The organism is Pseudescherichia vulneris, from assembly GCF_902164725.1.
Lineage (GTDB): Bacteria > Pseudomonadota > Gammaproteobacteria > Enterobacterales > Enterobacteriaceae > Pseudescherichia > Pseudescherichia vulneris.
In genome coordinates, this window is sequence record NZ_LR607338.1 from 1,595,431 (window position 1) to 1,606,514 (window position 11,084).

Below are 11,084 nucleotides of genomic sequence, written 5' to 3' on the forward strand. Positions count from 1 at the left end.
CCTTGGCCCTGAGGAATAAAATACTAATGCGATTTTTACCATTGGTAACCGGCAGCATTTTTTACGATCTCCTACAGCATGGACGGGAGATCGAAAGCGCTATCGCACGCGATGACGCCAGTCTATTGAACCATTCCACACCCGAACTGGAGCGTTATTTTTCGTGCCCGTCCAGTGAACTTCCCCGGCAGAACCCCTACACGGTAGCAACGCTATTACCCCTTTTCCTGGTGGGCTTTGCCTTAAATCTGCTGCCCTTTCTGCATGCACTACCTGGCTTATCACCGCCGCTACATGCACTACGTTTTTTTGCGCCGTCGCTGGTAATAATAGTTGCGCTAATACGCGCATGCGTGCTGCTGGCTCGGGGTTTTACCGCCGGACTGATGGGGTTCTTATCACTGTACCTCATCGTGCTAGCGCTGACGGTTTTGCAGGGGGGACATTGTCTGCTGACCGGAGGCGGAAGCGGGTGGACACTGGTTGCTGTTATTCTTGCTCTTTATGCTTGCCGGACAGTGTTTAATTGCCGGGGATTTGTGCTGTTTACACTTTATTGCCGCACTCAGCGTCTTGTCGCCCTTGCGCGCAAAATGCGCCTGAAGAGCCATTAATCAGTCATCAGAGGAGCAATGCGGCAACTTTTCTACGCCATGCTATTGCCCGTCTTTCCAGGCTGTCAGAACGTGTTATCTGAGCAACTGCCGCAGGGTAAGTGCAGGGTTGATAGAATGAATATTAGTATTGATAATATTATACGTCAATGATAATATATTAACAATGGCAATATTTGCTGTATATAATTGATTAGTAAGAGCAAATAAATCCCAGCGCCGGGAGAGGGGCAGGGAGGCAAGGTTACTGTTTTCGGGTAGCCAGCAGCTCTTTAAACAGCCTGTCGAACCCAGCTACTTTTTCTTTTAAATCAGCTAAATGCCTCTCTTTTTCACTCTGCGGTAGCCTGTCGTACAGGTTAACCAGCTCCGTATGCTCAGCGCCCAGCAGCGTCCAGCCTGGCCCGGTGCGGTCCTCAACATACTCCCCTGACTTTCTCACGTAGTTCATCGCCTCAGCCAGATCCGGACGGATCTCTTCCGGCTTAACCCCCAATAGCGCAGCAAACTTCAGCGTCGCATCGGTGTTAAGCGGCGTGGTTCCGTTGAGATAATGGCTTATCGACGCCTGCGTGCTAAAGCCAAGCGCCTCTGCGGCCCGCTCTTGCGTTAGGCGCAAAGTCACTTTCTTCTCGTTCCAAATGTCACGAAGACGTTTGGCTGCGTCAGCCTCAGCTGCATCAAGGGTTTTCTTTCTCATGAGTGCATATTATTCGCAAAATTAATGAAGTTCTAAGGTCAACGTTATTGACCAATAATATTAGCATAACTAATATTATTGGCGAGGGGTAGTGCAAAGAATAGCTCCTCATCACCTGTTTTTGCCCAACCGGCACTTCATTGGTACAGAGGAGAGATCATAATGCACGCTGAATACCCGCTCATGGCTACTGCTCAGAGGCTGTGATTATGAGCATGACGCTTATGGCCAGAGCAATGGCGATCAAAACAGGCAACCCGCTGCGTAAGCTGGTCCTGATTAAATTAGCCGATAACGCTAACGATAGCGGTGAATGCTGGCCATCTTACCGGCACATTGCCGATCATTGTGAATGCAGCAGAAGCGCGGTTCGCGAGCATGTCGGCGCGTTAATCGCGCTGGGGCTGCTGGCGAAGGTGAAACGCATCGGAACCAACAATGGGAAAGGTAACGCATCGAATGTCTATACATTACATCTTGATTCCCCTGTGTCGCCAAAAAGCACACCCCCTGTAGCGGCACAAACAGGCGCTATGCCGTCAGAAAGCACACCCCCTGTGTCAGGTGGCGACACCAGAATCAGTCACTCTTTTGATCCGATCATTGATCCTAAGGCGGTGATTGACGGCTATAACGACATTTTTGCCGATCTGCTGCCTGTCGCCATGCTCGATGCCGATCGCCGCAGCATGATCAGCCGCCTGGCTACCCACATGCTGAGTAAAAGTACCGGCGCGTTTCTGGGCTATTTTGAAAAATTCCGTAATACCGCCCCGGATTTCTATTTTGGCGGCGAAAACGGCACTGGCTGGCGCGCCAGCTTTGACTACCTGATGAAACCTGAGACGCTGCGCAAAACGCGCGAGGGGGCACTATGACGCCGCAAGAGCTTGAAGCCTGCGTGCTGGCGGGGCTGCTCAACGGTGGCGCGACGCCAGATGCATTTGATGTTCTGGCAGGCACCCCGGATGAGGCCTTTTGCACGGTTTTTTATCGCCGTACCTTTCGTGAAATCAAAAAGCAGGCGCTGGGCAGCGGACTGATCGACATATTGTTTATCAGCGAGGCGCTGGGAGGCTCCAGCCTTGCCGATTTATCCGAGATAGCCCGGCTTCCTGCCACGGTTCCGAACCTAAAGGGATACGCGGGGAAAATGGTCAAAGCGTGGCGCAGTCGCAAGGTAGCCCGCCTGCTACAGGAGAGCGCTGAAGCTATCCGTACCGCCGTTAACCAGGCGCAGCGGGATCTATTCATTGATAACGCCGTAGCCCAGCTGCTGGATATGACCGCTGATACCGGGAACGTTCTGCCTCTACATATTGCCGATCTCCTGCCTCGTTACCACGATACGCTGCTCAAGCGTCTGGATGGTAGCGCTTCAGCATCTAATCTGCTGACCGGCATTCACGCGCTGGACGACGCCATGGGAGGAGTTAACCCGCAGGATCTTATCGTGGTGGCCGGGCGTCCCGGCATGGGGAAAACCGAGCTGGCGCTGAAGATCGTCGAGGGCGTCACCACCGCAGGCGGCGGGGCGCTGATCTTCAGCATGGAGATGGCCGCACTGCAGATCGCCGAGCGTGCTCTGGCGGGATCGCAGGCGATGCCGGTTTCTCGTTTACGCAATCCAAAGCAGATGCATGACGACGAGTGGGCTGGCTTGACGGCAGCAATCAGCAGGCTAGCGAGCCGGGATATCTGGATTGTAGACGCGACGGATCTGAGCATTGAGCAAATCAGGGCCATTGCCGAAACCCATAAACGACGCTATCCGCAGCTGGCCACCATTGTGGTGGATTACCTTGGGCTCATAAAGAAACCGCAGGCGGAGCGCAACGATCTGGCCGTGGCTCATATCTCCCGCAACCTGAAAACCATGGCGATGCGCCTGCATACGCCCACGTTTGCGCTCAGCCAGCTATCGCGCGCGGTGGACTCCCGCCCGGCGGCGCAGCGGCGGCCCGTAATGTCCGATCTGCGGGATTCTGGCGCAATCGAGCAGGACGCGGACAGCATTCTTTTTCTCTATCGGGATGAAGTCTACAACCCTGAAACGCCTGCCGCAGGCGTGGCCGAAATTATCCTTGGCAAATGCCGCTTTGCCGCAGCAGGTACCGTTATCTATCAACAGTTTACCCATGGCCACTTCCTGCCTATCGATCGGCATATTGCCGCAGAGAAAACGCGCCTGCGGCTGGAGGCAGAAAGGCCGCGCAGGCCACAGCGGAAGTATTCCGACCTTTACAGCACTGAGAAATTTTAAACGCGTCTGACCAGCGCTTATCAGAACGAGGAGAGACCCATGACCGAAACCATCTTAACCCCTAACTCAGCGTATGTTGATGACGGCTGCGACTGGACTGAAACGATCCTCTGGCGGATGAACGCCGGGGCCCGCGCCTGTAGTCGCTCTGTATTTGTACCCGCTCCGCATCGGGTACAGGTGGTACAGCCACGTATCCCGGTTACGCCTAAAAAACGTCCTGCACCTGCCAGGGCTGCGGTAGAGCCAGAAACTGAGATGGCAAAAAATACCCTGTCGGCGCAGGCACTGGTGGCCATTATGCAGGGCCGAACGCTGTCGTATCAGGCTATTCTTACCGCTATTTACCGGGAGTACGGTGATATAACGATCACGCTGCCCCAATTACAGAAGCGGGTATTTGCGCTGCTGCAGTCGAACCTGGTGGAAATTCACCGCCACGACGATATGCCCGTGACGCACTTCACACTTATCAACGTCGATCCGCGTTTTTACGCCCTCTCAGAAAAAAACGGCAGAGCCTAAATCTTCACCGGGCAGGGGATCCTCCCCTGCCCGACAACAGTACCCCTCTCCCGCCACCGCTAATCGCTCGCGCGCCACAAAAATAACCAGCACTGCTTATTTTTTGTTAACTCTATGGATACAAAAGAAAAATAGAGCACGTTTTTTTATTTCTTTTATCTAAAAGTTTGCACTTATTGGGAGGTGAGGGTATAACTACTGTAGATTTGTACAGTATTATTACCTGGAGGTGAACATGCTCGATAAGACGGAGGCCGGAAGATATCTTCCAGAGGACGGCCGCGTACTGTTCACCTGCAAAAACGGTAAGATTACGTCAGCAAGAGTCATCTACGACGACGAGCATGTTGCCTCACTTAAGGCGCTGATCGAGCTGGTAAAAATGGCTGGCTATACCGTGGAATTGGAAGACGATCCAGAGATGTAACCCAGCGGCGGGCGTGAACACCCCGACGCGCTGTTTCTGAGCAAATGCGGCGCTAATAAGGATAATGTATGTCGCGCTTTTTATTATCACTCTGCCCGCAGAGCATATTTATCCCGCGACATCTTATTCCTCAGTTAATTCTGACACGCCCGCGCCACACCGCACCGGGCGTGTTTTGTATACCGCCTATCTGCAAGAGGAGATATTACTATGATCTATCCAAACACCACCGGAAAATCCGCTGAGTCAGCGCGCCTGTTAACCCTGGAATCGGTCTGGATCCAGGGCAAGCTGCGTATGTGGGGACGGTGGTCTGTTATTGGCCACGGCCGGACTGGCAATATGTTTAATGCTCTGCTGGCATCGACTAAAATATCAAAAACAGCTATTCAGCAGGTGTTATCACATTTAAAAGCCTCCGGCATGGATGAGCAAGAGCTAAAAACCTATTTTCTCGATCTGCTAAGCGGCAAGCATAAATCCAGCCTGGCGTTCTGTACGGATAGCGAAGGGTTAATAATAGATAACACGATCGCCGAGGTGCTGGTGCGTGGCGGGCACGACGGTCTGTTTAAGGTAATTAACGATCGCTATCGTCACCGGATGAGTAAAAGAGAGATGGCTCGCCAGCTGCAGGCAAAACACCCGGAATGGAGCCTGCGCACCTGCGAAAATCGGATTGATGCCTATCTGCAAGTCGCTGAATTTATGCTTTACTCGCCTATGTGCATTCACTTTGATAAAAATCCGCAAAGATTTCGTTTGCAAAGTTGCGCGGGTGTTGGTTGAATTCAGATAAGCTTGTGAAGTTTTACCCGCTGCGACAAACAGCGACAACATAATTAAGGCGGATGCCTCTCTGGTCTCCGCCTAAAATAACCCGCCTTCGTGCGGGTTTTTTTATTTCAGGCCCCGGGCATCACTATCAGACGATCCCGTTATCAACAGAGCCCGCGGGCCTGACCCCTCTCTTACCCCTATAACGTCCTCTTTTCTGCGGGCGTGGAAATACAGCGTATGAACCCTACAGATGGTCACCACCTGCCTTATTGGTGGTCGTCGATGCTCGGTGTTTTTTCGCTTCTCTCTTTGCAGGATTACGTTTTTATCGTCGGAGCCGCGATCTCAGCCTGGTTCACGATTAAGACGTATTACGCGAAGCGGCGCGACGAGCGTAATCGACTGGCAGAGGAACAGAAACGTACCCGGCTGTTGGCGGCCTATCTCAGCGAGATGGCAACCAGACCAGCCCATCAACGACCGGCAACGGCCGAAGTGATTACCGAAGCAATGAGGAGAATAGGCCATGACCCAGCTGATTAAAAAAGCGGGCGGGGCGGCCGGTGTTGCTTGCTCTGTCGGGATGATTATCACGATGGTGCTCAACGCCGGGCATGTTCGAACCAACGAGCGTGGTCTGAGGCTGATCGGTAACGCCGAGTCCTGCCGTCGGGAACCCTATCTCTGTCCGGCAGGGGTGCTCACAGATGGCATCGGCAACACCCATAACGTCAACGCAGGCGTGCAGAAAACGGATGCGCAGATTGCGGCCGACTGGGAGAAAAACATCCTCGCGGCAGAGCGGTGCGTCAACGCCTGGGCCGCCGGAAAGCGCCTGAGCGATAACACCTTCGCCGCCGTCACTTCGCTGACCTTTAACGTTGGCTGCGGCGCGATGCAGCGTTCCACGCTCTTCAGGCTGCTACGCCAGGAGAGAGTGTCCGAAGCCTGCGCGCAATTTACCCGCTGGATCTATGCCGGAGGCGTGCCGCTGGCGGGGCTGAAAACGCGCCGCAGCAATGAGCAGGCGCTCTGTCTGGAGGGCCTGCCATGAGCCGCCTGGTAATCCTGTTTTCTGGCGCAGCGTTGGCACTGCTGGCGGCTGGCTTCGCCGTTTTTCATTACGGCGGGCAGTACGCCAGCGAGAAAAATCGGGCCGATAACGCCGAGCGCCGGGCAAGCAGTGCCGCTGCGGTCGTCACAAATCTTCAGCGTACCGTAGCGCTTATCAACACCGTCACCGAGGCCAATCAGCATGCGAAAAACCAGATTACGCAGGACGTTCAAAACGCGGCGCGTGATGTCCACTCGGCTATTGCGAATGATGAGTGCGCTCAGCGTGCTATTCCTGCTGATGCAGATAGTCGGCTGCGGCACTACGCAGCCAGCCTGGGTACCCGCACCGCCGCTCCCGGCAAGCCTGACCGCTGAAACGCCCCAGCCCGCCATCCCGCCCGGTAGATTGCGCTGGGGCCAAAGCCTCGATCTGAACCTCTCTCTGCTTGCCGCGTTAGGCCAGTGCAACCGGGATAAAGCCGATATCAGAGATATCGAAATTCAACGGCAAACCAGCCAGAAGTGAGGAACTTACCTTGAGTAATGACAGCACCACGCGCGGCTACCTGACACCGGTGGGAGACGGCCCTGCGTATGATGACGCCTTAGAGCAAGAGATTGGCCAGTGGATAAGCGGCGTTGCCGGTCTGCCAGCCGAACAGGTTCTGCCGCTGTGGAATGCGCCGCAGCCACCCGCCCAACCCGACGGCACGACCTGGTGTGAATTCAGCATCGCTGCCGTACCGCGACCCTTAAGTCAATCTGATGTCCAGGTCTCAGACGAGCAGTCTGAGCAGTGGACGTGGGAAGAGCTCGTGGTGAGCTGCAGCTTCTATGGCCCGCTTAGCGCCACCACCTCCGCAAACTTTCGCGCCGGAATGTTTATCGAGCAGAACAACGCCGAGCTGAACGTATCCGGGCTGTCGCTGGTTGACGCTGGCGCCATTAAGAGCCTGCCTGAGCTTATCGATAATCAGCGGGTGCGGCGTTACGACCTTAGCGTAACGCTCTCCCGCAAAAACACCCGGACCTACAACATCCGGACACTTAAATCTGCATCTACACACTACTTCGGAGAGTAAATTATGCCACAGGGATTACCTGTATCTAACGTTGTTAACGTCGACGTGATCATGTCGCCGCGCGCGGCCGGTGGTCGCAACTTTGGTGCGCTGCTGATCCTCGGTTCCTCAACGATCATCCCGGTCAGCGAGCGTATTCGCCTCTACGCGTCGGCCGAGGATATCGGCAATGATTTCGGCCTGGACAGCCCAGAATATCAGGCGGCGAGCGTCTACTTCGCGCAGTCGCCGACCCCACAGGAGGTCTACGTCGGCCGCTGGGCTAAAACCCTGGACACCACCGAGAGCGGCGTGACGGAAACACTCACCGAGGCGGTCAATGCGGTGCTGCAGTATACCAACTGGTACGGCCTGGGCGTGGCGGACAGTGAGGCTATCGACGACGCCGAATGGCTGAATGTCGCGTCAGCGATCGAGTCCGCCAGCCTGAGCCGCATTCTGGCGATCACCGTCAGCGATCCGCAAACCCTTGATGCCGCGTCGACTGCCGATCTCGCTTCCCGGCTGAAGGCAGCGAAGTATGCCCGCACCTTTGTACAGTTCTCGATCAGCAGCAACTATGCGGCGCTCTCGGCCTTTAGCCGGGCGTTTACCGTTAACTTCAACGGCAGCAACACCACCATCACCCTGAAGTTCAAGCAGGAGCCGGGCGTTACCTATGAGGCGCTGACCGTGAACCAGGCGGCGGCGCTGGATGCCAAAAACTGCAACGTCTTTGTCTACTACCAGAATGACGCGGCCATTCTGCAGCAGGGCGTGATGGCCAACGGCGACTTCTTTGATGAGCGCCACGGGCTGGACTGGCTACAGAACTATGTCCAGACCAACCTGTTCAACATGCTTTACACCAGCACCAGCAAGGTACCCCAGACCGATGCGGGCGTAACGCGCCTGCTCGCCAACGTGGAACAGTCGATGGATCAGGCGGTGACCAACGGTCTGGTCGCTCCGGGCATCTGGAGCGGCGGCCCGGTCGGCCAGCTGGCGTCCGGGGAGACGCTGACCAAAGGCTATTACGTGTACGCCCAGCCGCTGGCTGAGCAGGCCCAGGCCGATCGCGAGGCGCGCAAAGCGCCACTCATTCAGGTTGCGTGCAAACTGGCGGGTGCCGTGCACTACGCCGATGTGCAAATTAACGTTGTTCGATAAGGAAAAATTCAATGGCTACTTACTCTTTTATGGATGTTACCGCCTCTCTCGTTGGGCCTACCGGCGAAATCGATTTTGGCTACGGCTCGGCTAACGCCGACGAGGGGATCGTCGTGTCGATGGGTGAATCAAAACACACCATGACCGTAGGTCTGGATGGTGAAGTGATGCACAGCCTGCACGCCAGTAAGAGCGGCACCATTGCCGTCAGCCTGCTGAAAACCTCCCCGGTCAATAGAAAGCTGTCGCTGATGTATAACGCCCAAAGCCTCTCCACCGCGGCCTGGGGCAAAAACGTCATCGTGATCCGCAACAAGGCCAGCGGCGAAACGGTGACGGCTCGCAGCGTGGCGTTCTCGAAACAGCCGGACGTCTCCAATGCCAAAGATGTTGGCGTGGTGAAGTGGGAGTTTAACTGCGGCAAAATTGATCAGCTGCTAGGGGAGTTTTAATCCATGGAGTTTGAAATCAAAGGCCACGCATATCGCGTGGCAAAACTCAGCGTCTTCGATCAGCTGAAGGTTACCCGCAAACTGCTGCCGGTGCTGGCTGGCATGATGGCGGACGTGGGCAGCCTGCGTGCGCTGCTGCCCGCTGAAGGAAAAATGGACGGTACGCAGGTGGATGCGCTGGCACCGGTGTTTGAAAAGGTGCTGCCGCGCCTTGCCGATGAACTCTCCTCGCTGAGCGAAGAGGATACCAGTGCCATTATCCACCCCTGTCTTGGCGTCGTTGCGCGCCAGAACGGCAAGGGCTGGACGGCGGTGTTTACCGGTGGCGAGCTGATGTTTGACGATATCGACCTCTTCACCCTGCTCCAGCTGGTGGCGCGGGTGGTCGCCGACTCGCTGGGAAATTTTTTGCCCGCACTCCCTACCAGCGCGACGCCGGACCCGCATCAAGCCTGACGCTCAATAGCCTGCCGGATGGGCTTTCATACCTTCTTGACCCGGTTGACGCCGGGTTAATTCCCTACAGCGCGTTGAAAGATGGATCGATCGATCTGTGCGACGTCGCGCTGATGAATGACCATCTGGCCGTCAAAGCGGATAACCACTATCGCATTGAGAAATGGAGGGAGAGTAATGAATCCTAATATGATTGTGGCCCTCCTCGGCTCTCTCGGCGTGCCGTCCGGGGAGGGCGGGCAAAACCTGGGTGCCATGCTGGCCGGGGCGGCAGAGGGGGCGCTTAAGCTGGGTCTGGCGGTAAAAGACGCTGCGCTATCCCTCTATGATTTTACGCTCACCACCGCGACCGGGCTGGATAATCTCTATGCCCTTTCCCAGCGCACGGGGGCGAGCGTAGAGGGGATCGAATCCATCGGCTATGGGATATCGCAGGTGGGGGGCAACGTTGATGACGCACGCGGCTCGCTTGAGAACCTGTCACGCTTTGTGCAGCAGGCCCCTGGCGCAGAGCATTTTCTCAGCCAGCTGGATATTCAGGTGCGCGATGCGTCCGGTCACCCACGGGATACGGCGGTTATCTTTACCGAAGTGGGCCAAAAGCTCAGCGCGATGCCGCTGCCTCTCGCCAGCCAGAGCGCAAAAACCTTGGGTATCAGTGATGATACCCTGGCGGCGATGCGCGGCGGGGCAGGCAGTTTCTCAGCGCAGCATAGCGTGATGGCGAAGACCATCGGCTTTGACGCTGATGAAGCTGCTACAGATGCTAACCGGTTTATGACCTCCCTACGGGAAGTCAGCGTCGTGGTTGACATGGTGCAGGAGAAAATCGGCTCTCGCCTTGCCGGGGGGATGGCCGGCTGGCTCGACACCCTAAGCCACTTCATTCTCGATAATTATCCGCGCATTGAGCAGGCGCTGCTCGGGATTGTCGACGGGATCGTGGCGCTGGGCGATACCCTCATACCGCTGTTTCTGGGGATCCTCGAAAGCGCGTTAGATCTTGCTGAGTGGTGGGGGGCGCTTGATGGGCAGACCCAGGATCTCATCACGCTGCTGGGTGGGCTGGCCCTCGCTCTCGGCGGGCTGAACAGCGCGTTTCTGCTGTCGCCTATCGGGCTTATCCTCGCTCTGGCGGCAGCCATTGCGCTGCTGTGGGACGACTACAAAAAATGGACCGAGGGCGGTCAGAGCTTTATTAACTGGGGTGAATGGCAGCCCGTAATTGATAATGCGATAGCGCTTATCAGCGATTTTAAAACCGCCATCAGCAGTCTCGTACACGCCGTCGCCGGGCTGCTTAACATTGATCTGGGCACGTGGTCGCTGAAATGGGACTTCAGCAATGCGATTGCGCAGCTGGGTGAGTTCAACAAGATGCTTAACATGCTCGCCGAACTGCTGAAAGCCGTGGGTGAAAACCGCTGGTCCGACGCCGTCGACATTGGTAAGAGCCTGTTTAAGCAGGGCAACGATAAGCCTGATGCGCTGCCTGCGGTGACTAACAGTGCGAACAAATTTGCTGATTGGTTTAAAGAGCATCTAGACGTTGATCCTCGAAATTTTGGTAAATACTTCAA

Annotated in this window: 17 protein-coding genes; 16 read left to right on the top strand and 1 reads right to left on the bottom strand. The window is 55.8% G+C overall.

Annotation, left to right across the window (positions count from 1 at the left end):
- Positions 1–614: hypothetical protein (locus FN633_RS06575; RefSeq protein WP_341805533.1), on the top strand; the 614-nt coding region annotated here is incomplete at its 5' end.
- Between the two features lie 244 nt (positions 615–858).
- Here FN633_RS06575 and FN633_RS06580 read toward each other — a convergent pair.
- A complete protein-coding gene (locus tag FN633_RS06580) occupies positions 859–1,314 on the bottom strand; it encodes a helix-turn-helix domain-containing protein (RefSeq protein WP_042392519.1) in 456 nt (151 codons plus the stop codon).
- A gap of 209 nt (positions 1,315–1,523) precedes the next feature.
- On the opposite strand from FN633_RS06580, the gene FN633_RS06585 reads away from it, so the two are divergent.
- The 15 genes from FN633_RS06585 to FN633_RS06655 form a co-directional block, all read left to right on the top strand.
- Positions 1,524–2,192 (top strand): helix-turn-helix domain-containing protein, encoded by a 669-nt coding sequence (locus FN633_RS06585; RefSeq protein WP_154057167.1) that lies wholly within the window; start codon positions 1,524–1,526, stop codon positions 2,190–2,192.
- Positions 2,189–3,577 carry a replicative DNA helicase gene (locus FN633_RS06590; protein ID WP_154057168.1) on the top strand — a complete coding sequence of 463 codons (1,389 nt, stop codon included), beginning with the start codon at positions 2,189–2,191 and terminating at the stop codon, positions 3,575–3,577. The genes FN633_RS06585 and FN633_RS06590 overlap by 4 nt, the downstream gene beginning before the upstream one ends.
- Before the next feature lie 39 nt (positions 3,578–3,616).
- A complete protein-coding gene (locus FN633_RS06595; RefSeq protein ID WP_154057169.1) occupies positions 3,617–4,102 on the top strand; it encodes a hypothetical protein in 486 nt (161 codons plus the stop codon).
- Positions 4,103–4,337: 235 nt separating this feature from the next.
- Positions 4,338–4,529, top strand: a complete 192-nt coding sequence (locus tag FN633_RS06600) for a hypothetical protein (protein ID WP_144812803.1) — start codon at positions 4,338–4,340, stop codon at positions 4,527–4,529.
- A gap of 210 nt (positions 4,530–4,739) precedes the next feature.
- The gene (locus tag FN633_RS06605; protein ID WP_154057170.1) at positions 4,740–5,318 is read left to right on the top strand and encodes a DUF1133 family protein; all 579 of its coding nucleotides are present in this window, start codon (positions 4,740–4,742) and stop codon (positions 5,316–5,318) included.
- Between the two features lie 219 nt (positions 5,319–5,537).
- The gene (locus FN633_RS06610; RefSeq protein ID WP_042392634.1) at positions 5,538–5,852 is read left to right on the top strand and encodes a hypothetical protein; all 315 of its coding nucleotides are present in this window, start codon (positions 5,538–5,540) and stop codon (positions 5,850–5,852) included.
- Positions 5,836–6,363: a lysozyme gene (locus tag FN633_RS06615; RefSeq protein ID WP_154057171.1), complete on the top strand. Its 528-nt coding sequence runs from the start codon at positions 5,836–5,838 to the stop codon at positions 6,361–6,363. Before FN633_RS06610 ends, FN633_RS06615 begins: the two co-directional genes overlap by 17 nt.
- A complete protein-coding gene (locus FN633_RS06620; protein WP_042392531.1) occupies positions 6,360–6,740 on the top strand; it encodes a DUF2570 domain-containing protein in 381 nt (126 codons plus the stop codon). Before FN633_RS06615 ends, FN633_RS06620 begins: the two co-directional genes overlap by 4 nt.
- On the top strand, positions 6,625–6,891 hold the full coding sequence (lysC, locus tag FN633_RS18605; protein ID WP_425049185.1) for an Rz1-like lysis system protein LysC: 267 nt from the start codon (positions 6,625–6,627) through the stop codon (positions 6,889–6,891). The genes FN633_RS06620 and lysC overlap by 116 nt, the downstream gene beginning before the upstream one ends.
- A gap of 10 nt (positions 6,892–6,901) precedes the next feature.
- Entirely contained in the window at positions 6,902–7,447 is a 546-nt protein-coding gene (locus FN633_RS06630) for a phage neck terminator protein (protein ID WP_154057173.1), read from the top strand.
- A gap of 3 nt (positions 7,448–7,450) precedes the next feature.
- Positions 7,451–8,596 carry a DUF3383 family protein gene (locus tag FN633_RS06635; RefSeq protein WP_154057174.1) on the top strand — a complete coding sequence of 382 codons (1,146 nt, stop codon included), beginning with the start codon at positions 7,451–7,453 and terminating at the stop codon, positions 8,594–8,596.
- A gap of 11 nt (positions 8,597–8,607) precedes the next feature.
- Positions 8,608–9,048, top strand: a complete 441-nt coding sequence (locus FN633_RS06640; RefSeq protein ID WP_154057175.1) for a DUF3277 family protein — start codon at positions 8,608–8,610, stop codon at positions 9,046–9,048.
- A gap of 3 nt (positions 9,049–9,051) precedes the next feature.
- A complete protein-coding gene (locus FN633_RS06645; RefSeq protein ID WP_154057176.1) occupies positions 9,052–9,504 on the top strand; it encodes a phage tail assembly chaperone in 453 nt (150 codons plus the stop codon).
- An 11-nt stretch (positions 9,505–9,515) separates the two neighbouring features.
- Positions 9,516–9,692 (top strand): DUF6889 family protein, encoded by a 177-nt coding sequence (locus FN633_RS18490; protein ID WP_072015259.1) that lies wholly within the window; start codon positions 9,516–9,518, stop codon positions 9,690–9,692.
- Positions 9,682–11,084 (top strand): lytic transglycosylase (locus tag FN633_RS06655; RefSeq protein ID WP_208673972.1); only part of this gene is annotated, 1,403 nt, incomplete at its 3' end. The genes FN633_RS18490 and FN633_RS06655, both read left to right, overlap by 11 nt.

What these genes read in the sequence shown, in the direction of transcription:
- FN633_RS06605 (WP_154057170.1), top strand. Translation starts at nt 4,740, where the DNA reads ATGATCTATCCAAACACCACCGGAAAATCCGCTGAGTCAGCGCGCCTG.
- FN633_RS06585 (WP_154057167.1), top strand. Translation starts at nt 1,524, where the DNA reads ATGAGCATGACGCTTATGGCCAGAGCAATGGCGATCAAAACAGGCAAC.
- FN633_RS06590 (WP_154057168.1), top strand. Translation starts at nt 2,189, where the DNA reads ATGACGCCGCAAGAGCTTGAAGCCTGCGTGCTGGCGGGGCTGCTCAAC.
- FN633_RS06640 (WP_154057175.1), top strand. Translation starts at nt 8,608, where the DNA reads ATGGCTACTTACTCTTTTATGGATGTTACCGCCTCTCTCGTTGGGCCT.
- FN633_RS06645 (WP_154057176.1), top strand. Translation starts at nt 9,052, where the DNA reads ATGGAGTTTGAAATCAAAGGCCACGCATATCGCGTGGCAAAACTCAGC.
- FN633_RS06595 (WP_154057169.1), top strand. Translation starts at nt 3,617, where the DNA reads ATGACCGAAACCATCTTAACCCCTAACTCAGCGTATGTTGATGACGGC.
- FN633_RS06615 (WP_154057171.1), top strand. Translation starts at nt 5,836, where the DNA reads ATGACCCAGCTGATTAAAAAAGCGGGCGGGGCGGCCGGTGTTGCTTGC.
- FN633_RS06635 (WP_154057174.1), top strand. Translation starts at nt 7,451, where the DNA reads ATGCCACAGGGATTACCTGTATCTAACGTTGTTAACGTCGACGTGATC.
- FN633_RS06620 (WP_042392531.1), top strand. Translation starts at nt 6,360, where the DNA reads ATGAGCCGCCTGGTAATCCTGTTTTCTGGCGCAGCGTTGGCACTGCTG.
- FN633_RS06600 (WP_144812803.1), top strand. Translation starts at nt 4,338, where the DNA reads ATGCTCGATAAGACGGAGGCCGGAAGATATCTTCCAGAGGACGGCCGC.
- FN633_RS06580 (WP_042392519.1), bottom strand. Translation starts at nt 1,314, where the DNA reads ATGAGAAAGAAAACCCTTGATGCAGCTGAGGCTGACGCAGCCAAACGT.